This window comes from Neorhizobium lilium (genome assembly GCF_004053875.1).
Taxonomy (GTDB): Bacteria; Pseudomonadota; Alphaproteobacteria; order Rhizobiales; family Rhizobiaceae; genus Neorhizobium; species Neorhizobium lilii.
This window is the reverse complement of record NZ_SBIP01000004.1, coordinates 617,772-637,644: the sequence shown is the minus strand read 5'-3', so window position 1 is coordinate 637,644 and position 19,873 is coordinate 617,772. Positions and strand designations below refer to the sequence as shown.

Annotated in this window: 14 protein-coding genes and 1 tRNA gene; 13 read left to right on the top strand and 2 right to left on the bottom strand. The window is 56.7% G+C overall.

Features of this window, described 5'->3' with window-relative positions:
* Positions 1 to 73 precede the first annotated feature (73 nt).
* Complete coding sequence (locus EPK99_RS20060) at positions 74 to 1,186, bottom strand: pyridoxal phosphate-dependent aminotransferase (protein ID WP_128444844.1); 1,113 nt, start codon at positions 1,184 to 1,186, stop codon at positions 74 to 76.
* A gap of 144 nt (positions 1,187 to 1,330) precedes the next feature.
* Positions 1,331 to 1,687 carry a PilZ domain-containing protein gene (locus EPK99_RS20055; protein ID WP_128444843.1) on the bottom strand — a complete coding sequence of 119 codons (357 nt, stop codon included), beginning with the start codon at positions 1,685 to 1,687 and terminating at the stop codon, positions 1,331 to 1,333.
* 224 nt (positions 1,688 to 1,911) lie between these two features.
* Here EPK99_RS20055 and EPK99_RS20050 point away from each other — a divergent pair, with 224 nt between their 5' ends.
* The 13 genes from EPK99_RS20050 to EPK99_RS19990 all read left to right on the top strand — a co-directional run bounded on the left by EPK99_RS20050 (position 1,912) and on the right by EPK99_RS19990 (position 19,594).
* Positions 1,912 to 3,129, top strand: coding sequence for an NAD(P)/FAD-dependent oxidoreductase (locus tag EPK99_RS20050; RefSeq protein ID WP_128444842.1), 1,218 nt, complete (start codon positions 1,912 to 1,914; stop codon positions 3,127 to 3,129).
* 12 nt (positions 3,130 to 3,141) lie between these two features.
* The gene (locus EPK99_RS20045; protein ID WP_128444841.1) at positions 3,142 to 3,939 is read left to right on the top strand and encodes an aldolase/citrate lyase family protein; all 798 of its coding nucleotides are present in this window, start codon (positions 3,142 to 3,144) and stop codon (positions 3,937 to 3,939) included.
* 116 nt (positions 3,940 to 4,055) lie between these two features.
* A tRNA-Ser gene (locus EPK99_RS20040) sits at positions 4,056 to 4,145 on the top strand.
* A 77-nt stretch (positions 4,146 to 4,222) separates the two neighbouring features.
* Positions 4,223 to 5,890 (top strand): DUF6538 domain-containing protein, encoded by a 1,668-nt coding sequence (locus EPK99_RS20035; RefSeq protein WP_128444840.1) that lies wholly within the window; start codon positions 4,223 to 4,225, stop codon positions 5,888 to 5,890.
* A 236-nt stretch (positions 5,891 to 6,126) separates the two neighbouring features.
* A complete protein-coding gene (locus tag EPK99_RS20030; protein ID WP_128444839.1) occupies positions 6,127 to 7,308 on the top strand; it encodes a hypothetical protein in 1,182 nt (393 codons plus the stop codon).
* A gap of 192 nt (positions 7,309 to 7,500) precedes the next feature.
* Positions 7,501 to 7,851: a hypothetical protein gene (locus EPK99_RS20025; protein ID WP_128444838.1), complete on the top strand. Its 351-nt coding sequence runs from the start codon at positions 7,501 to 7,503 to the stop codon at positions 7,849 to 7,851.
* 943 nt (positions 7,852 to 8,794) lie between these two features.
* Positions 8,795 to 9,118: a plasmid mobilization protein gene (locus EPK99_RS20020; RefSeq protein ID WP_128444837.1), complete on the top strand. Its 324-nt coding sequence runs from the start codon at positions 8,795 to 8,797 to the stop codon at positions 9,116 to 9,118.
* Positions 9,115 to 10,299, top strand: a complete 1,185-nt coding sequence (locus EPK99_RS20015) for a relaxase/mobilization nuclease domain-containing protein (protein WP_128444836.1) — start codon at positions 9,115 to 9,117, stop codon at positions 10,297 to 10,299. The genes EPK99_RS20020 and EPK99_RS20015 overlap by 4 nt, the downstream gene beginning before the upstream one ends.
* Positions 10,300 to 10,361: 62 nt before the next feature.
* Entirely contained in the window at positions 10,362 to 10,928 is a 567-nt protein-coding gene (locus EPK99_RS20010; protein WP_128444835.1) for a hypothetical protein, read from the top strand.
* Between the two features lie 150 nt (positions 10,929 to 11,078).
* A complete protein-coding gene (locus EPK99_RS20005) occupies positions 11,079 to 12,911 on the top strand; it encodes a type I restriction-modification system subunit M (RefSeq protein ID WP_128444834.1) in 1,833 nt (610 codons plus the stop codon).
* The gene (locus EPK99_RS20000; RefSeq protein WP_128444833.1) at positions 12,908 to 14,836 is read left to right on the top strand and encodes a restriction endonuclease subunit S; all 1,929 of its coding nucleotides are present in this window, start codon (positions 12,908 to 12,910) and stop codon (positions 14,834 to 14,836) included. Before EPK99_RS20005 ends, EPK99_RS20000 begins: the two co-directional genes overlap by 4 nt.
* Positions 14,836 to 17,958 (top strand): type I restriction endonuclease subunit R, encoded by a 3,123-nt coding sequence (locus tag EPK99_RS19995; protein WP_128445023.1) that lies wholly within the window; start codon positions 14,836 to 14,838, stop codon positions 17,956 to 17,958. Before EPK99_RS20000 ends, EPK99_RS19995 begins: the two co-directional genes overlap by 1 nt.
* 565 nt (positions 17,959 to 18,523) lie before the next feature.
* Positions 18,524 to 19,594 (top strand): porin, encoded by a 1,071-nt coding sequence (locus EPK99_RS19990; protein WP_128444832.1) that lies wholly within the window; start codon positions 18,524 to 18,526, stop codon positions 19,592 to 19,594.
* The last annotated feature ends 279 nt before the right edge of the window (positions 19,595 to 19,873 follow it).

Sequence of the window (19,873 nt, the reverse complement as noted above, 5' to 3'; positions counted from 1 at the left end):
GCGGCTGACGCTCAAAAATTAGGTCGCGACCGGCAGGAACAAGGCCGGCGCGGCCTCTTCTTTTATATAAGGGTTATCCCAACGCCTTGAGCACCTGCGGCAGGGCCTCTTCCAACAGGGCCATGTCCGGATTGGGACCCGTGCTGATGCGGATGCAGCGATTGAGTGGCGCAACGCCCGGCATGCGGATGAAGACGCCGTGTTCCATCAAACCGTTTACGATCGCGCGCGCGTAAGTACCGTCGCGTCCGCAATCGATCGCGACGAAATTCGTGGCAGAAGGCAGGGCCTGCAGCCCGTTGGCCGCCGCAATCGCCGCAATCCGTTCCCGCGAAGCCTTTATCCTTTCCACCACCGCAGCGAGATAGGCTTGATCGGCGAGCGCTGCCAACGCGGCGGCGACGCCGACGCGGTTCATGCCGAAATGATTGCGGATCTTGTCAAAGGCTTGGGCATTTGCAGGGGTCGAGATTGCGTAGCCGACGCGCGATCCCGCCAGACCGTAGGCCTTGGAGAATGTGCGGGTGCGGATCACGTTCGGCTGGTCGATCAGCGACGGCAGATCAGGCATCGCCCCAGCCGGTCCCGTTTCGCAATAGGCCTCGTCCAGAATGAGGAGGCAGGTCTCCGGCAATGCACGGGCAAAGTCGATGATGCTGCCGGCATCCCACCAGCTTCCCATGGGATTATCGGGATTGGCGAAATAGACGAGCGGAGCATTTTCCCGTCGCACACAATCCAGAAGGGCCGCCAAATTCTCCTGATCGCTCTCGTAAGGCACCGTCACCAGGCGCCCGCCATGGCCGACAACATGGAAGTTGAAGGTCGGATAGGCACCGAGCGAACTGACGACAGGCATGCCCGGCTCGATTACTAGCCGCACGATCTGACCGAGAAGGCTGTCGATACCTTCGCCGATCGCAATATTCTCTGCACGGCAGCCGAGATGCGCCGCCAGCGCCTGCTTCAGCGTGAAATTCTCCGGGTCGGCATATTTCCATGTCTCGCCGGCCGCGGCGCCCATCGCCTCGATCACAGAAGGCGCGGGGCCGAAGCCGCTCTCATTGGCGCCGATTCTGGCCTTTACCGAAAGCCCGCGATTTCGCTCTATGGCTTCGGGACCCACAAAGGGCACGGTTACAGGCAGGGTTTTGACGAGGGGAGTAAAGCGCAAGAATGCAGACATGATGCGGTCCGGTTTCGTGAACGGCCACAATAAGAAGTGGTCGCCCCGGCGCAAGTCTTGAGCCGCCTCAAATGTGGCGCCACGCCTGAAAATTTGGACACCGATCAAACAGGGCCGGCAGTCGGCGATCCCGCATTTTCACCCTCAGTGGCTCGTCTCGAAGCTCAGGCGAATCACGTGGTGAAGGAATTCCGCATCGATCAGCATGTTGAAGCCGATGGTGACCTTTTCCTCTTCCCGCCGCACCAGCGTGCAGCCGATCTCGTCGTGAATGCCGAGGATTTCCAGGAAGAAGTTCTGCGGCACCGGCTGTTGCGGGCTGATTTCGATTTCGGCCCCAGCAAGCGAGATGCGCCGGATAAGGCACCGGAACGATGTCTTCGTGCTGAGGTGATGCCCGACAAAGACGATTCGCCCGGGGCGATCGACGGGGAACTTCTCGAAAGCCTGTTCCAGGGGCGTGCTGTCGTTCTTGAGGTTGTCTACGTTCGTCAAGGGCATGCAACCCTCCTCTCTGCTCCTCATGGCCTGACATTATTCCAACTTCGCTGAAGCATGCTGAAAGCGACCGGTAAAATGCCGCGCATCTGTGCCTTTTCGTCGCGTACGGGCGGCAGACTCAAGCCTGCGCGGTTATTGTCGTTGCCTGAGGCTGTTGACGGCCCGCCGGGGCGGGGTTACCCGTCACGGTCATCCGTTGGGGTATCAAGAACGAGGAACATGGCGTGACGGGTAGATTGGTCATCGTTGGTGCCGGACAGGCAGGATTTGCGCTTGCTGCAAAGCTGCGTGCGCTAAAGGACGACCGGCCGATCACCATGTTGGGCGCCGAAGACGTCATTCCTTACCAGCGTCCGCCCTTGTCCAAGAAGTACCTGCTGGGAGAAATGGACTTCGAGCGGCTGACCTTCCGCCCACAGACCTGGTTTGCGGAGAATAATGTAGAGCTGAAGCTGTCGGCCTATGTGGAAGAGATCGATCGCAATGCAAAGCGGGTGCGCATGCAGGACGGCGCGACGCTCGACTATGACACGATGGCGTTCGCCACCGGCGCAACCCCGCGCACGCTGCCCCCTGCAATCGGCGGCGATCTCGATGGAGTATATACGGTGCGCGACAAGCGCGATGCCGACCGACTTGCGGACGAAATGCGCCCCGGCCGGCGCCTGCTAATTATCGGCGGCGGCTATATCGGGCTCGAAGCGGCCGCCGTGGCTCGTCACCTCGGGCTGGAAGTGACCCTGATCGAGATGGCCGACCGTATTCTCCAGCGGGTCGCCTCGCGCGAAACCGCCGATATCATGCGCGCCATCCACCACGGTCACGGCGTCGTCATTCGCGAAAAGACCGGCCTGCGACGCCTCATTGGCGAGGACGGCAAGGTCAGGTCCGCCGAACTGTCCGATGGATCGGTCATAGACGTGGATTTCGTGATCGTCGGCATCGGCGTTACGCCCAATGACCGGCTGGCGCAGGACAGCGGCATCGAAGTGGCGAACGGCATCGTCGTCGATCACTTCGCTCGTACCTCCGACCCTGCTATTCTCGCTATGGGCGACTGCGCCATGCTGCCGTGGAAAGGCATGCACATCCGTCTCGAATCGGTACAGAACGCGGTCGATCAGGCGGAAGCCGCAGCCGCGATTCTTGCCGGCGGCACCTTGCCCTATGTGCCGAAGCCCTGGTTCTGGTCGGATCAGTACGACGTGAAGCTTCAGATTGCCGGCTTCAACCTCGGCTATGACGACACGCTGCTGCGACCCGGCAGCCGCGAAGGCAGTGTCTCCGTCTGGTATTTCCGCGAAGGTCATCTGATCGCGGTGGATGCCGTCAACGATGCAAAAGCCTATGTGACCGGCAAGAAGCTTTTGGAAAGCGGGCAGACGCCCGACAAGTCCATTCTTGCCAACCCCGCCGCCGATCTCAAGCAATTGCTGTCCTGACGAGGATCTCCCATGCCGGCTGACAAGAACAAGTTCAAGGCGGCGTTGCAGGGCCGGCTTCCGCAGATCGGGCTGTGGCTGAACATGGCCGAAGCCTTGCCGGCCGAAGTGGCAGGGCAGGCGGGCTTCGATTGGCTGGTCATCGACGGCGAGCACGGCCCCAACGATCTGCGCAGCATCATGGCACAGTTGCAGGCGCTTGCCGCCTCACCGTCGGAAATCGTTGTCCGCCCGCCCGTTGGCGAAACCTGGATCATCAAGCAGCTTCTCGACGTGGGCGCGCGCACATTGCTCGTGCCCATGGTCGATTCGGCCGAGCAGGCGAAGGAATTGGTGCAGGCCGTTCGCTATCCGCCGGCCGGCAAGCGCGGGCTAGGTGCAGCCGTGGCGCGGGCATCCAGGTTCAATACCATACCGGATTACGCCGATACCGCCGATAACGAGATCTGCCTGCTCGTCCAGGCGGAAACCATGGCGGCAATCAAGGACATCGAGCGAATCGCTGCGGTCGATGGCGTCGACGGTATTTTCATAGGCCCGGCCGATCTTTCCGCCGATATGGGGTATCGTGGCCGCTTCGAAGCGGCGGAAGTTCAGGAAGTGATCGAGAAGGCGCTCGGCCGAATCATCGCTGCGGGTAAGCCGGCCGGAATTCTCACCTTCAGCGAAACCCTCAATCGCCGCTATCTCGATCTCGGCGCTACGTTTGTCGCGGTCGGAGCCGATGTGACCGAATTCTCGTCCGCCCTACGCTCTTTGGCGGCGCGTTACGGTCGTGGGCAAGGTGCGCCGAAGCTCTCGGGCTATTGATCATCCGCCTCCCAAACCCGCTTCTCGGCGGGGAAGCATGGGCGGAAGGCGTCAAATTTCTTATTCTGCCAAAGGGCCTTGCATTCCGAAGCGCTTCGACTTAATCAGGCCCGACCGGAGAGGTGGCCGAGTGGTCGAAGGCGCTCCCCTGCTAAGGGAGTATACCCGTGAGGGTATCGTGGGTTCGAATCCCATCTTCTCCGCCACAAAACCGACCGTTGATTTTACTCGAGTTTCTGAAGTCCAAAAAGGGTGCGTACCCACGCATGTACCCAGGGCTTTCATGTACCTCACCCGTCACGGCAACAGTTTCCGATTCCAGCGGCGAATTCCGTCAGAGCTGGTTCCGATTCTTGGAAAATCTCCCATAAGACTCAATATCGGCAAGGTCCCGGCGCGACAGGCTGCGACAATCTGCCGGCTACTCGTCGCACGTCTCGACCGGCTATTTGCTCATACCCTCATCACAGGGGGTAAAACCATGAGCAAATTACAAGACCCGAGAGACGCCATCGTCGCCGATCTGCGCAGGCAGATTGATGAACTGATGGAGGAAACGCGAAAAACTGCCGTGATCACCGATAAGGTGATGGAGCAACAAGAACGGGTTCATGCAGCAGAGTTGGAAACGCAAACTCTCCGACTGACAGCGAAGGCCCTCGAACGGGAGAGCGGTTTCAGGCGCGACGTCAACGCGGTGTACAGCTCTTATCTCGACACCCAGGCAACCGTCCTCGAAACATTGAACAGCGCGAAGAAGGGGATCGCCTCTTCGGCATCGGATGCCGTTCTTCCCAAACTCGAAGCACTTTCCATCAGGATAGCATCGCTCAGCGAAGCCGTAGAAACTGTATTGGACGGTGGACCAGTGCGCCCCTTGATGTCGATTGCATTGGACGAGTGGCACACAAGTGTCCGTTTGGGCCAAGGGATAGCCCAGAAGAAGACGGATACCGATTACAATCGGATCAAGGATTTCATTGAGTTTGCAGGCGACAGGCCCGTGAACAAGTATCGCTATTTCGACTTTCAGAAATACGCCAATCTGCTCGCGAAGGTTCCATCGAACTACAACAAAATCCCGGAAATTCGGGACAAGTCTCGTTTGGAGGCGGCTCTTTACAACGAGGCACTGCCTATCAACAAACGGCTGCCAACTCTGTCGGTCACGTCTATCGAGACGAACTATTTTTCGCCGCTCCGAACATTTTTCAAGAACGTTGGGCCAAACTACGACTTTCGTTCGCCACTCGCCGATGTCGAGGTGATTATCTCGAAGGACGCGAAAGAGGCAGTTAAGCGACTGCCGCTCGAGATCACTTCCCTCAATGTGCTGTTTGCAACGACAGCACTTGTTGACCGCGCCGACATGAAATGGATGCCCCTGCTCGGAACCATCGCATCCATGCGTGTCGCTGAAATGGTTTGGCTTCAGGGGAAAGATGTTTATCAAGTTGAGGGGGGCTCCTGGGTCATCGATCTTACGACGGACACGATCGGAGACGATGGGAGACCGATAAAACGCGCAATCAAGACGAAGTCGAGCCGTCGGATTATCGCCTTGCCTGACGTCATCAAGCGCACAGGGTTCATTCAGTATGCGAAAACCCGTAGGCCTCACGACTTTCTATTTCCTGCATGTTTTTACCACGGCAAGGAACAGGTGAAGGACCCAGCCGGCGCAGCATCCAAGCGCCTGAATGCGCAGTTAAAGGAAGTTGGCATCCATAAGCCGATCGAGGCCACGTTCCACAGTACGCGCCATTCCGGCAAGGATATTATGCGCGTTGCCAAGATTGATGAGCGGACACACGACAAGCAGACAGGCCATGCGGCCAAAAATGTCTCAGGAAGCTATGGGTCGCCATTGTTGCTTCGGGAGGAGATCGAAGTCCTGAGCGCCATTGAGCTTCCGGAGGGCTTGGACCTGACACCCTATTTTATTGGATGATCCTGACCATCGGCGCTTGACCAGTGCGCAAAAGGCGCTGAGCATGAAAAAACCGCCATCGACGGGCTGGAACCCTCAGGCGGTTTTTTTAGGTGCGAGTTCATGTTGACCGACAGCGAGACTGCAGTAAAGCCCCGTCACTTTAGCCGGTGACCCGCGGGCTGGGCGACACCCCAGCCAAGTCCGAGGACGAGCGCGCGCAACGGCGTCAACAAATTTGGAAGCCCCGCTCCTTCGTGGATGAAGTGTGGCAAGGCCGGGATCGCGATCGCGCCCTTCGTCTGTCGTGGCGTTGCAACGAGTATGAGTTTGCCAAGCGCCTAGACCTCCCACTTATGGGGTCGGCGAAGAACGTACGGGCGATAATCGCCGTCGCCATCGATGCCGTTTATACGGCGCGTCATTTTCCCGAGCTTCGCATTTCCTGCTCCCGCCGCAATGGGTGGTGGCATGAGACACGGCGCTACCGCGATCCAGATTTCACCTACTATAACGTCGTGCCGGCGATCGACGCCCTGGTGGACGCTGGAATTCTGGTCGACTACGACCTACAGCCGGCAGGCCGAGCCACAGGCATCCAGTCGAGCTGCCGGCCCGCGCCATGGCTCGCCGACGTCGCATTGCCGGACCTGCGCTATGAGGTCGGCGAGGTCATCCGAATGAAAGACATCGAGGGGCATTTAGTGGATTACCGCGACAATGACAGGACGCGGAGGGATCGCGCCATGCTGACGAAGATCAACCGCTGCCTCGCAGACGCGGACATCGGTTTCAACGTTCCCGCAGCCATTCGGGACGGTAATGCGATCCACCTCGACGGCTATGCGGTGTTCCCCAGCATGACAGCCCTGTACCGGGTCTATAAGGGCGGATGGGATCGCGGCGGACGTTTCTATGGCGGATGGTGGCAATCGTGCCGAAAGACGCATCGGCAGCACCTCACTATCGACGGCCAACGCACGGTCGAACTGGACTATCAGCAAATCCATCCCCGCCTTCTTTACGGTCTTGCGGGGCTACACCTGGAGGGAGATGCCTACACTATTCCCGGATGGGATCGCGATGTCGTCAAGAAAGGGTTCAATACCCTTCTGAATACTCAGGACTTCCCGGAAGCGCGCGGCGCGATTGCCAAGAATCTGGGCGTCGATCGGGACACCGCAGAATGGTTGATCCTCGATATCACGACACGGCACCCGGATATCAAATCATATTTCCACAGCGGCATCGGCATGTCGCTCCAGAATATCGATTCTGAAATCTGCCGTCAGGTTCTCGTGGCGATGTATCGGAAAGGCATCGTGGCGCTTCCTGTGCATGACTCCTTCGTCGTCCCGGAGGAGCACGAGGACACGCTTTCGCAGGTGATGCGGACGGCGTTCGACGCTGTTGCCAAAACCGCCCGAAAGCTATTCTGAAACAATTGGATAACACAGGTATAGACTACAAGCGGCCCCGTGAGGGGGGCCGTTCTTGGAGGCTTCCTTCTCCGAGTCTCAAGATAGACATCCATCGGTATATCGAGATTAGACTTGACCGAAGCTTCTGCCGACCAGACCATTTGATACTGGTGCGATTATTTGAATGCGCCTAAATCTGAGGAACAGTTAATGAAGACGTTAGGTGGAGCACTCGATTCAGGAGCCGTGGAGGTAGCCGGAGACATTTCGGACGCGGGCGGCACTTGGAAGCTCAAGCGATTGGACGCGATCGCCCAGATGGATGATCCGAAACTTCGGGAGAACAACCGATATGTCCTGCGATACATGGCGGGGAACTCGGCAGACTATGACGACGCCAGGTTTCTGCTGACCTTCACCTCAATGGCGTTATTGAAAGACGCTGCTTGGCAAAAAGGGAAGTTGGATGGGCAAGCTGAAGCCATTCGGTCAGGATATATCCGTGACCCAAGGACTGGTACGCAGTGGCGTTTACACCCCGTACCGTTCGACAGTGAATAGATAGCCGTTCGTCCGGGGGTCGGGTGGTGCCCCAGAGGGAAATCGCGGACCGTCAGACACATATGAACCTCTCGAATGCACCCGACATCATTTTGGGGGCGACACCCATCTGGCGACCACGGAAACCGCATTTTCCCGATAACCAAGATAGGGGCGCTCATTGGCGCTGGCCTAGAACCGAGCATGGAAGTCACGCTCGGTTGTCGAAGTGTCGAGTCGCTCCGACCCGTCAAGCTCCGCCTTGCGGCCGAGGCTCGGCGTAAACGCCTGCGCCCGCACCACCCGCTACGCCGGACCTTGACGGGTCTTCTCTTCGCAGCCTCTCGAACGTTTCAACTTTCGAAGTGAATACCTCGAAAGTCGAAACGATCATGTCGAAACTCGAACGGATAGATGGCTTTGCAGACGTCACGTACAATTACATGACGAAATTTCCGCCAGTTCTGGAGCCTTGATCGGGACAAATCGCCCGCGTCGCTTCGATTGCCGATATATTGGCTCGAAAGCCGAACGGATCGTTTCGAGTTTCGACATGATCGTTTCGACCTTCGAAGTCATTGGTTCGACTTTCGACATGTCATCAGAATTGAGTTCGAAAGCGGCGGCGGTCGGTTCCGGATCGCGGCGGGCGCGACCTCCTACGGCTGCCTCGGTTCCGCTGTCGTCACGCGCGAATGCCCGACATCCCGCCTTATCGACGGCGCTATGCTGATGTCTCCGATACGCTCAATTTGAATTTTGGTGAGGAGACCGATCGTTCGATTTTCGACCTGATCGTTTCGAAGTTCGAAATCCCTAATTTGCGCCGGCAGGGCCTGGAGCCCATCATTTCCAAAGCCAGAAAAGGAAGGTAGCCAGCAATGGCGTGTGCCCACGCCGCCGGTCAGGGGGAAGGTCCCCCGTGAACCCCCACGGCCCAAACGGTCCGACAAGGAGATGCCCGATGCGCGATCAGACCATTCGTATCCGCGCCACCCGCGAGGAGACGGCGACAATGAAAGACCTAGCAATCGCTCGGGGTCTTACATTGTCCGATCTGGTTCGTCGCGCGGCTCTCGGCGTACGCATGCCCGTCCGGTCCCTTGCTACTCCCGATGCCGCCTTACTCGGCCGCCTCCTCGGTGAACTCGGGCGCGTGGGCGGCAACCTCAATCAGCTTGTCAGGCGGGCGAACAGCGGCAAGCTCGTGGGTCACGATGTCAACCTTTCCCTAACGCTTGCGGAACTCGACACGCTGCGCGCCCAGGTCCGGGAGATCATTGTATGATCATCCAGACGACACGCGTCAGCCGCGCGGGTGGCATCCACTACCTCGCCCGTCATTTGCTCGACAAGACCACGGAAAACGAACGCATCGAGGTTCTGGCGGGCGACAGGAATTCGCTTCACGACTCGCAGGCGCTCGCTTCGGTGAAAGGCTGCCGTTACGCGATCCGACATCTTTCAATTTCCCCGGAACGGGAAATGACGCCCGCGCAGTTGTCCCAGTTCCTGAACTCGATCGATGAAGAGTTCAGGATCGGCACGGCACGGCCGCGTCTGGTGGTGCGACACGTCAAGCATGGCCGGAGCCATTTCCACCTCGCGGTCGCTGAAGTGGACCCCATGACGCTCCGGGTGCTCGACTGCAAAAACGACTTTCGGCGTCTTGAAGACCTCGCCCGACGCTACGAGCAAAAACACGACGAGACCGTGCAGCCCACTCGCGAAGAACGCCGGGCCAAGCGCTTGGAAGGCTTTTCGGATGTGGCGCGCAAACGCGCCGAGCGAACTGTCCCCGGATTCGATCGGACCAGACTACGGCAGGCAGCCGACCAGGGACACCCTGCCTTTGTTCGCGAACTCAACCGCCAGGGTCTTCGAGTTGCGGATGGAGATAGGGGCCCGATCTTTATCTCCATGTCCGGCGCGTTCGTTGCTGCCGCCAGTCGGGCAACCGGCATGAAGCGTGACGAGCTTCAAAATTTCCTAAAAGGAGGAATCGAGAATGAACAACTTATCGGAAGCCAGACCCGACTACCTGACCACCCTCGCGACGGTGGAAAGCAACACAGTGCGGCTCCTGCCGCTTCTATCGCTCCTCGAAGCGCCGGATCAACCCGACAGGATCGAGCAATTGCTGGAGTTGCTGGGGCTGATCCTGGACGCCCAGCATCAGCAAGCGAACGCATTGAAAGACCTCGCCATAAGGGTCGATCGGCTTCCGCGTCGATAGCACGTTCCCGAGAGGCGCTGTTTCTGTATCGGCTTGCAAAGCTGGACCTTGACGATCTTCTTCAGCGAGCGATGGACCTCGCTGCATCGATCCGATCTTTGTTCGAGTCCGATCGGGATCGTTTTTCGCGCCTGATCGCCGAGACAACGCAAAAGCGGAAATCATTTCCGCATTCCGATCCGATCGAGGCGCAAACGCCAACCTACAATTTCACGAGGAGGATGAGACCATGAATACAGCAATGACAAGCCGTAGGAGAAGACGTCGGACATGCTACGACAGGTTCAGGAAGCGAATGCTTGAGTTCCGTCGTGCTCGCGGTTTGAACCCTGCCGGTTCCGTCGCCCTGCAATTGCTCGGGGTCTTCACTTTTATCGTCTGTCGAATACCGGCCGCCGCCCCGATGCCGACGCCTTACATCGCGCCGCCGATGTCCCCGAGGCAGGCGCAGCGGATCGAAACCGCGCGGCGTCTTGGTATTCCAGTTCGGTATCTCGACCTTGTTCTCAGCCAAGGTGAGGTCCCTTATTCGATCCTCTTCGACCACATCCGCCAAGGCGGCCCGATGCGGCGCGATGCCATGAACGAACTTCGCAAGAGAGCGCCAGACGCTGCGCTTGCATGGCTTAACCATATCGAGCGGAAAGGCCTATGGTCGGACCTGACGCGGTGTTTCCATCGAAATGGAAGCGAGGACGACACCGACGTCAGCCTTCTCAAGTCGACATTGGCGTGGGTGGAGGGACAACAGAAGTCGAGTCCTGGCGCTTCTGGGCCTGCCGAAGTGGCCGCTGCGCTCACGCCTGTCGCCGACGTCGGAAAAGAAGACCCAGACAACGATCCAAAAACCCCAAAATTCTAATATCCATTATATTAGATAATTCTTATTTGCTCTTTAACAGGCATTAACCATTTCTCTCTAGTTTCATCCAAGACCTCGCGAAGCTCCGCTTCGACGGGGTCTTTCGATTCTGACGTCTTGAGGGCGTCGCACGAATTTCAGGATGCCATGATGAACCAGCAAGCTCTTTCCGCCTTCATCTGGTCCGTCGCCGATCTTCTCCGCGGTGACTACCGCCAGTCCGAATATGGAAAGGTCATATTGCCGTTCACGGTGTTGCGCCGTCTTGATTCCGTATTGGCGTCTACCAAGGATGCCGTGATTTCCGAATTCGCGGAGAAAACAAAGGTCGGCATTAATCCGGAGCCCTTCCTGCTGCGCAAGGCCGGTCAAACGTTCTACAACACGTCGCCCCTCGACATGAAGAAGCTGGTGGGCGACCAAGACAACATCGCCCAGAACCTTTACGCGTACATCCAAGCTTTTGCGCCGTCGGTGCGGGATATCTTCGAGCGGTTCCAGTTTCAGACCCAGATAGACAGACTGGCGAAGGCAGGGCTGTTGTACCAGGTGACGGAACGCTTCGCCCGCATAGACCTGCACCCGAACGAAGTCAGCAACATGCAGATGGGGCTGATATTCGAAGAACTCATCCGCCGGTTCGCCGAGCTATCGAACGAGACGGCCGGTGAGCACTTCACGCCACGCGAAGTTATCCGGTTAATGGTCCATCTGCTGTTCGTTGAGGACGAAGACATCCTCAACAGGCCCGGTATAGTCCGCAGCATATATGATCCGACGGCTGGAACTGGGGGTATGCTTTCGGTTGCGGACGAGTATTTGGAAGGTCGCCCGAACACCCGCCTGATTATGCACGGTCAGGAATTGAACGACGAGTCTTATGCGATTTGCAAGGCGGACATGCTCATTAAGGGGCAGGACGTCGGCAACATCGCGGCCGGTAATACACTTTCGGATGATGGCCACCCTCACAAAAAATTCGACTACATGCTTTCTAACCCACCGTTCGGCGTCGAATGGAAAAAGGTAGAAAAGGAAGTTCGGCAGGAACATGAGCAGCGTGGCTTCGAGGGGCGCTTTGGTCCCGGCCTTCCGCGTGTATCGGATGGTTCACTTCTATTCCTTATGCACCTAATTTCTAAGATGCGGCCTGCCATCGATGGAGGAAGCCGCTTCGGCATCGTCCTGAATGGGTCGCCGCTGTTTACGGGCGGTGCAGGCAGCGGCGAAAGCGAAATTCGCCGCTATGTGCTCGAAAACGATCTAGTCGAGGCCATCATCGCCCTGCCGACCGACATGTTCTACAATACGGGCATTTCCACCTATGTCTGGATATTGTCGAACCGCAAGCCTGCTCATCGCCGCGGCAAAGTGCAACTAATCGACGCAAGTGGCTTCTGGCAGAAGATGCGCAAGAGCCTTGGATCGAAGCGCAAGGAGATGAGTGAGCGGCACATCGACGATGTCACGCAATTGTTCGGCAGCTTCAGCGAGGCGCAGATCGCCATTGTTCTCGATCCATCGGGCAAGGAACTCGACAGGGTGATAATCAGCAAGGGCGAGGCCACGCCTGCCGCCCCAGAGGGCGGAAGAGTCAAGCTCGCCCCCCTGTCGCGTATATTCGGCAATAGAGAATTTGCCTACAGCGCCATCACTGTCGAGCGACCGCTTTACGATGAGAGCGGCAAGCCGGTAGTTATTGAGCGTGGCAAGCAAAAGGGCAAGCCACAGCCGGACACCACCAAGCGGGAAACTGAGAACATACCGCTAGTCGACGACATCAATGATTATTTTAGGCGTGAAGTGCTGTCCCATGCTCCCGACGCCTGGATCGACCATGACAAGACGAAGATAGGATACGAAGTCCTATTCAACCGATACTTCCACGTGTTTGAGCCGCCGCGGCCATTGGGCGAGATCGATGCTGACCTAAAACATGTTACCGGGCGAATACTGGCGATGATCGGGGAGCTCTCGGCATGAGTAACGCCCGTTATCCAACATACGACAGCACAGGCGTCCCGTGGCTCGAAGAGATACCCGCGCATTGGAAAGTTCAGCGATTAAAATTACTCTTTGAAATAGTGAAGCGAATTGCCAAAACGGATGGCTTCGATGTGCTGTCTGTTACTCAAAAAGGCATAAAGATCAAGGATATTGAAAGCAACGATGGTCAGCTTTCAATGGATTATACAAAATATCAGATCGTTAACCCCGGCGACTTCGTGATGAACCATATGGACCTACTCACTGGATATGTCGATGTTTCCCAATATCATGGGGTCACAAGTCCAGATTACCGCACGTTTCGTCTGAGGGACCAGAATAATTCGCGGAAATATTTTCTTTATCTCCTACAAAATTGTTATCATCAGCGGTTGTTCTTCCCATTCGGCCAAGGGTCGTCGCACCTCGGACGGTGGCGTCTTCCACCTGAGAGCTTTAACGAATTTTCCTTCCCTGTACCCCCAACTGACGAGCAGGCTGTGATTGCCGCCTTTCTTGACCGCGAGACGGCCAAGATCGATACACTGGTCGAGGAGCAGCAGCGTTTGATCGAACTGCTTAGGGAAAAGCGCCAAGCCATAATTTCCCGTGCCGTCACCAAGGGACTCAATCCTGATGCCGAAATGAAAGACTCGGGCGTTGATTGGCTTGGTGACATACCCCAACGTTGGGAGCGTGTACAGTTAGGGCATTTGTGTAGCCAGGTTTCCGATGGCCCCCATTTTTCTCCGAACTACGTTGACGACGGCGTTATGTTCATTTCCGCCAGAAACATCAAACTCGATGGTTGGGCACTTGAGGATGCGAAGTACATTAGCGAGGATGATTACCACGAGTTTAGTCGCCGTGTAGTTCCTAAAAAAGGAGATATTCTTTACACCAAGGGCGGAACAACTGGTGTCGCCAGAGTGGTGGATTTCGAGCAAAAATTTCAGGTATGGGTTCATGTCGCAGTATTGAAGATGAATGGCCGAGCTGACCCGCGATATGTGGCGTTCGCGCTAAATAGCTTGGGCTGTTTTCGACAGGCCCAGCTATATACAAGAGGGGCGACAAACAAAGACTTGGGGCTGACCCGGATGATAAAAATCTGGCTTGCCCTGCCCACGATTGAAGAGCAGCGTGATATTATTTCGTGGCTTGAAAAAGAGACGACATCTGTCGACACCTTGATCGCGGAGGCATCAAAAGCACTCGCTTTGCTTCAAGAGCGACGTTCTACCCTTATTTCTGCAGCCGTCACCGGGCAAATTGACGTTCGCGAACGTTCGAACTTGCATTTAGAGCGTTTGATCGATGGAGACAAAGTTCGGTCAGCGATTGCATTGGCCACCATCCTGCGATTTTCACATCGCCCAAATTTCGGACGCGTTAAACTTCAGAAGTTTCTGTACCTGACTGAGACCTACGCAGAGGTTACGGAAATTGCTGGCAACTATGACCGGGAGGCTGCGGGGCCATTAGATCGGGCCATGCTGTCGGAAATTGAGATCGGTCTTCAGCGAGCCGGCAAGGTTTCCGTCGAGCAGCCGGATGGTCGTGGTGGACAGGTCATCTACAGGCTTCTCGGGTGCGAAAATCAAGAGTCCGATTATCTGGGTCCGATGCTCGGCGACCGAAAGAAAAAGTTCGATCATCTTCTGAATGAGCTGGGTGATCTCGACACAAAGGCCGTCGAGGCTGTCACAACTCTATTCGCAGTCTGGAACGACTTTCAGATCGACGGACAGACGCCAACCGACGATGCGATTGTGTTAGGCGTTCTCGACGACTGGCATCCTAAAAAGCGCGAAAAATTCAAGGCCGATGAGTTGAGGACATGGCTCGGATGGATGCGGCGTCGTAAAATCATCCCGCATGGGCATGGACCCCGAACCTCAGGCGGGAGGCTGTTCGTTTGATGAATCTTCATAGGGAGATCAGCTTCGAGGACGAAATCTGCATCTACATGGCGGCGCATGGATGGCTCTACGAAGCCGACGCGGCGACGGCCTATGATCGCGAGCGGGCGCTGTTCCTCCCCGATCTGATTGCGTGGATTAAGGATACCCAGCCCACGTCTTGGGAAACACTTGAGAAAAGCCATGGCGCAAACACCGAAACCGTGCTGGCAGATCGCCTTCGCAAGCAGTTGGATGACCGCGGTACGTTGGACATCCTCCGAAACGGTGTCGAGTTGATCGGCCTGCGGGCCACCCTGTCATTGGCGCAGTTTAAGCCCGCGCTTGCCATGAATTCCGATATCCTTGTCCGCTACCACGCGAACAGGCTCCGCGTCATCCGCCAGGTCCGCTATTCACGGTACAACGAAAATTGCATCGACCTGGTAATGGTCCTGAATGGCATCCCCGTCGCGACCGTCGAATTAAAAACAGACTTCACGCAGAGCGTGGCCGATGCCGTTGATCAGTACCGATTCGACCGTGATCCGACCCCGAAAGGGCAATCTCCGGAACCGCTTCTGGTCTTTCCGTCTGGCGCGCTGGTTCATTTCGCGCTTAGCAATGCCGAAGTGATGATGACCACCAAATTGCAAGGCAAGGCGACCCGCTTCCTGCCCTTCAACAAGGGTGACAATGGCGGGAGGGGCAACCCCGTCAATCTTGCGGGGCATCGAACAGCCTATCTTTGGGAGGAAATCTGGGAACGGGAAAGCTTTCTTGAAATCCTCGGCCGCTACATGGTGGCGAAACGGGACGCCAAGAAAAAAATCGCTGATATCATTTTTCCCCGCTACCACCAGCTCGATGCCACTAGAAAGCTTCAAGGCGCAATACTGGAAGAGGGAGTAGGCGGCAGGTTCTTGATCCAACACTCCGCCGGCTCGGGAAAAACAAACTCCATCGCCTGGTCGGCACATTTCCTCGCCGACCTTCATGATGCCGCGCATAATAAGGTCTTCGGCAGCGTTATCGTTGTCTCCGATCGCAACGTCATCGATACCCAGCTTCAGGAAGCAATCTTCGATTTCCAGCGCAATACGGGTGTCGTCGCGGTTATCAAGGGGGACGCAACGAGTAAGAGCGGCGAGCTTGCTGATGCCCTCGCGGGCGGGAAGAAGATTATCGTTTGCACCATTCAAACCTTTCCGTTCGCTCTCAAAGCGGTTCGCGACATGGCCGCGACCGAGGGAAAACGCTTTGCCGTAATCGCCGACGAGGCCCATAGCTCACAGACGGGCGAGGCTGCGTCTAAGCTGAAAGAACTCCTGTCGGCGGAGGAATTGAAAGACCTCGCGGACGGCGGAGAAATCACCGCCGAAGACATGTTGGCTGCACAGATGGCCGCACGGGCGAACGACACCGGCATCACCTATATCGCGTTCACCGCCACGCCCAAATCGAAGACGATGGAACTGTTCGGACGGCTGCCTGATCCCGGTCAACCAAAAGGTCCGGGAAACCTGCCGGAGCCATTTCATGTCTATTCCATGCGGCAGGCGATTGAGGAGGGCTTCATTCTCGACGTTCTGCGCAACTACACGCCTTATAACCTGGCCTTTAAACTCGCCCACGAGGGCAGAGAGATGGAGGACAGGGAGGTTGAGCGTTCCGCTGCGCTCAAGGGCATTATGCGCTGGGTGCGGCTTCACCCGTACAATATCAGCCAGAAGGTCGAAGTTGTCGTGGAGCATTTTAGGGAGAACGTCGCTCCTCTGCTTGATAGCAGGGCCAAGGCTATGGTGGTGGTCGGGAGCCGACAGGAAGCCGTCCGCTGGCAACTCGCGATCCAGAAATATATAAAGACCCAAGGCTACGCCATTGGGACGCTCGTCGCCTTCTCTGGGGAGGTGGAAGACCCGGAATCCGGTGACGAGCCTTTCACCGAGGTCAGTAAGGCGTTGAATCCCGGATTACGGGGCCGCGATATCCGCGAGACCTTCAGGCAGCCCGACTACCATATCCTTCTCGTTGCCAACAAATTCCAGACCGGATTCGACCAGCCCCTATTGTGCGGTATGTATGTGGATCGGCGTCTTGCTGGCATCCAGGCCGTGCAGACGCTTTCCCGCCTCAACCGTGCCTATCCAGGCAAGGAGACCACCTATATCGTGGACTTCGTGAACAGCTCAGAGGAAATCCTCAAGGCGTTCAAGACCTATTTCGAGACAGCGGAGCTTGAGGCTTCATCCGATCCGAACCTGGTTTTTGACCTACGCGCCAAACTCGACGCCCAAGGGTTTTACGACGACTTCGAGGTCAATCGTATTGTCGCCGTCGAAATGAACCCTTCATCGAAGCAGGGGGATTTGGTTGCGGCTCTGGAGCCGGTCGCCGATCGGGTCTTGAAAAAATACAAGCAGGCTTTGGACCGTTTTCAGGCAGCGCTGGCATTGGGAAACGATACCGCCGCGAAAGAGGCCCATGAGGAGATGGAGGTCCTTGTCCTCTTCAAGGGTGACATGCAGGCCTACCAGCGGCTGTATTCCTTCCTTTCCCAAATATTCGACTACGGTAATACGGCGATTGAGGCCCGGTCCATCTTCTATCGTCGCCTTGTTCCTCTTCTGGAATTTGGCCGCGAGCGCGAAGGCATCGACCTGTCAAAGGTGGTCCTGACCCATCACAATTTGAAGAACCAAGGCAAACGGATTCTTGTATTGGGAGACGGCGACAAACCGCTGTTGCCGGCTCTGTCCGAAACAGGATCGGGCTCTGTACAGGAGAAGGAGAAGGCCCTCCTAGCGGCAATAGTTGCGAAGGTGAACGACCTCTTCCAAGGCGACATCACCGACGACGACCGCTTGATCTACGTAAACAATGTCCTGAAGGGAAAGCTCCTCCAATCGGAAACGTTGGTGCAACAGGCAGAGAACAACACCAAGGAGCAGTTCTCGAACTCTCCAGACCTCAAGAACGCAATCATGGATGCCATTATGGATGCGTTTGCCGCGCATCAGACGATGAGCAAACAGGCGTTGGATTCCGAGAGGGTTCGTGAGGGATTGAAAGATGTGCTTCTCGGCCCAGGCCAGCTCTACGAACATCTCCGGCAGCGTGGTGAAGAGGTGGGGGCAGGCTGACCGACATCGTCTGGCGCGATGGTGTCGTCAACTCCCCGCGTTAGTTGGTTGACAATCCTCTCGGAAATCGCTGTATTTTACCCTGTACCCACGCACGTACCCAAACCGACGTTTTGGCGACTCGTGAATCAATAGGTTACCGCCGACTTGGTGGGGAATCCCATCTTCTCCGCCATTATTCCTTCCCCCTATATTTCTTCTATTATCCCTGACCGCGGTTCTTGCGCCATGCAAGATCCGAATCGATACTTTGTGACAATAGTATAACGGTTCGCCTCGGTTGGACTATTTGCGGGTCCATTGTAGTTGTTTCTTAACAAACCCTAAAACATAAGCATGTTGCAGCAAGGGTTTGTGGCCTTTCCGCAACATGGCCCAACAAGCGGTGTTCATCTCCACTTAGGATTGAGGTTCGGGATTGCATGGGCGGTGCCCTTTTGTATTGTCCCGCTTGGAAGCAAGGCGGTGGATCGTCCTTCTTCCAGCATGGACGGGGTGGGGCAGGGAATGCTGTCCTTCAGCAAAAAGAACCCATACCCAATTTAACTTTGACTGGAGGTCAACAATGAACATCAAGAGCCTTCTTCTCGGCTCCGCTGCAGCTCTCGCTGCAGTATCCGGCGCTCACGCGGCCGACGCTATCGTTGCTGCTGAGCCCGAGCCGATGGAATACGTTCGCGTTTGCGACGCGTTCGGCAAGGGTTACTTCTACATTCCCGGCACTGAAACCTGCCTCAAGGTCGGCGGCTATGTTCGTTTCCAGACCAACTGGGACAACATCGACGCTGCTCCGGGCGTAGAAAACAACAACTGGAACGCTCGTACGCGCGCCCTGATCAACTTCTCGGCCAAGAGCGACACCGAATACGGCGCCCTCGGCTCGTACATCGCTCTTCGCACCTGGGCTGAAGAAGACTACAACGGCGGTTCCGTTGAAATCGACGAAGCGTACATCACGCTCGGCGGCTTCAAGGTCGGCTACATGTACAACTACTGGGATGCTGGTCTTTCGGGCGAAACCGACGACCTCGGTTCCAACCGCATCAACGCAGTCGGCTACGAATACAGCAGCGACACGATCAAGGCTGGTTTCTTCGTTGACGAGCTGATCGCTCACTACAGCGAAAACGACTTCGGTGCCACGACCGCGACCACCGACACCTACGGCAACGACGGCATCGGTATCGAAGCTCAGGTATCGGGCACGTTCGGTGCGGTTTCCGCCACCTTGCTCGGCGGCTACGACTTCGCTGCCGAAGACGGCTCGATCCGTGCGATCGTCACCGCTGCAATCGGCCCGGGCACGCTCGGTGTTGCCGGCATCTGGTCGTCGGGCGCCAACGCCTATTACGACCTGGCGGAATGGACCGTTGCTGCGGAATACGCTGTAAAGCTCAACGACAAGCTCTCGATCACCCCGGCCTTCCAGTATTGGGATACGCTCGACGTATCTCCGTCTGGCAACTTCGTCGGCAATCGCGAAGCTTGGCGCGCTGGCGTTACGCTCGACTACAAGATCACCGACGGTCTGACGTCCAAGGTTTCGGTTCAGTACACCGACATGGATAACGACGGTGACCGTACGGACGACGAAGAAGTCTGGAGCGGCTTCGTCCGTCTGCAGCGCTCGTTCTAATTCGAACGCAAATATGTCTATCGAAGCCCGGCTCTCGTAGCCGGGCTTTTTTGTTTGAGCCGCGGGAAGAACCTGTGGGTTCTCCTAAGTGTTTACGATTTCTTAACTTTCTGCGCCAAATCGCCCGGTTGACGCCGCAACTAGTGCAACTTCGCAACACTAGGGTCTAAATGAAGGTCGGTTTGTGACAGTTTGGCCAGTTAGCAATTGTCGTCCTCGGCACTTCAGGTAGATTGCATATGTGACGAGGTTAGAATCGTAATCCGCACAGTTCTTTGG

What these genes read in the sequence shown, in the direction of transcription:
- EPK99_RS20000 (WP_128444833.1), top strand. Translation starts at nt 12,908, where the DNA reads ATGAGTAACGCCCGTTATCCAACATACGACAGCACAGGCGTCCCGTGG.
- EPK99_RS20020 (WP_128444837.1), top strand. Translation starts at nt 8,795, where the DNA reads ATGCGCGATCAGACCATTCGTATCCGCGCCACCCGCGAGGAGACGGCG.
- EPK99_RS20055 (WP_128444843.1), bottom strand. Translation starts at nt 1,687, where the DNA reads ATGCCCTTGACGAACGTAGACAACCTCAAGAACGACAGCACGCCCCTG.
- EPK99_RS20035 (WP_128444840.1), top strand. Translation starts at nt 4,223, where the DNA reads ATGTACCTCACCCGTCACGGCAACAGTTTCCGATTCCAGCGGCGAATT.
- EPK99_RS19990 (WP_128444832.1), top strand. Translation starts at nt 18,524, where the DNA reads ATGAACATCAAGAGCCTTCTTCTCGGCTCCGCTGCAGCTCTCGCTGCA.
- EPK99_RS20025 (WP_128444838.1), top strand. Translation starts at nt 7,501, where the DNA reads ATGAAGACGTTAGGTGGAGCACTCGATTCAGGAGCCGTGGAGGTAGCC.
- EPK99_RS20015 (WP_128444836.1), top strand. Translation starts at nt 9,115, where the DNA reads ATGATCATCCAGACGACACGCGTCAGCCGCGCGGGTGGCATCCACTAC.
- EPK99_RS20010 (WP_128444835.1), top strand. Translation starts at nt 10,362, where the DNA reads ATGCTTGAGTTCCGTCGTGCTCGCGGTTTGAACCCTGCCGGTTCCGTC.
- EPK99_RS19995 (WP_128445023.1), top strand. Translation starts at nt 14,836, where the DNA reads ATGAATCTTCATAGGGAGATCAGCTTCGAGGACGAAATCTGCATCTAC.
- EPK99_RS20045 (WP_128444841.1), top strand. Translation starts at nt 3,142, where the DNA reads ATGCCGGCTGACAAGAACAAGTTCAAGGCGGCGTTGCAGGGCCGGCTT.
- EPK99_RS20005 (WP_128444834.1), top strand. Translation starts at nt 11,079, where the DNA reads ATGAACCAGCAAGCTCTTTCCGCCTTCATCTGGTCCGTCGCCGATCTT.
- EPK99_RS20060 (WP_128444844.1), bottom strand. Translation starts at nt 1,186, where the DNA reads ATGTCTGCATTCTTGCGCTTTACTCCCCTCGTCAAAACCCTGCCTGTA.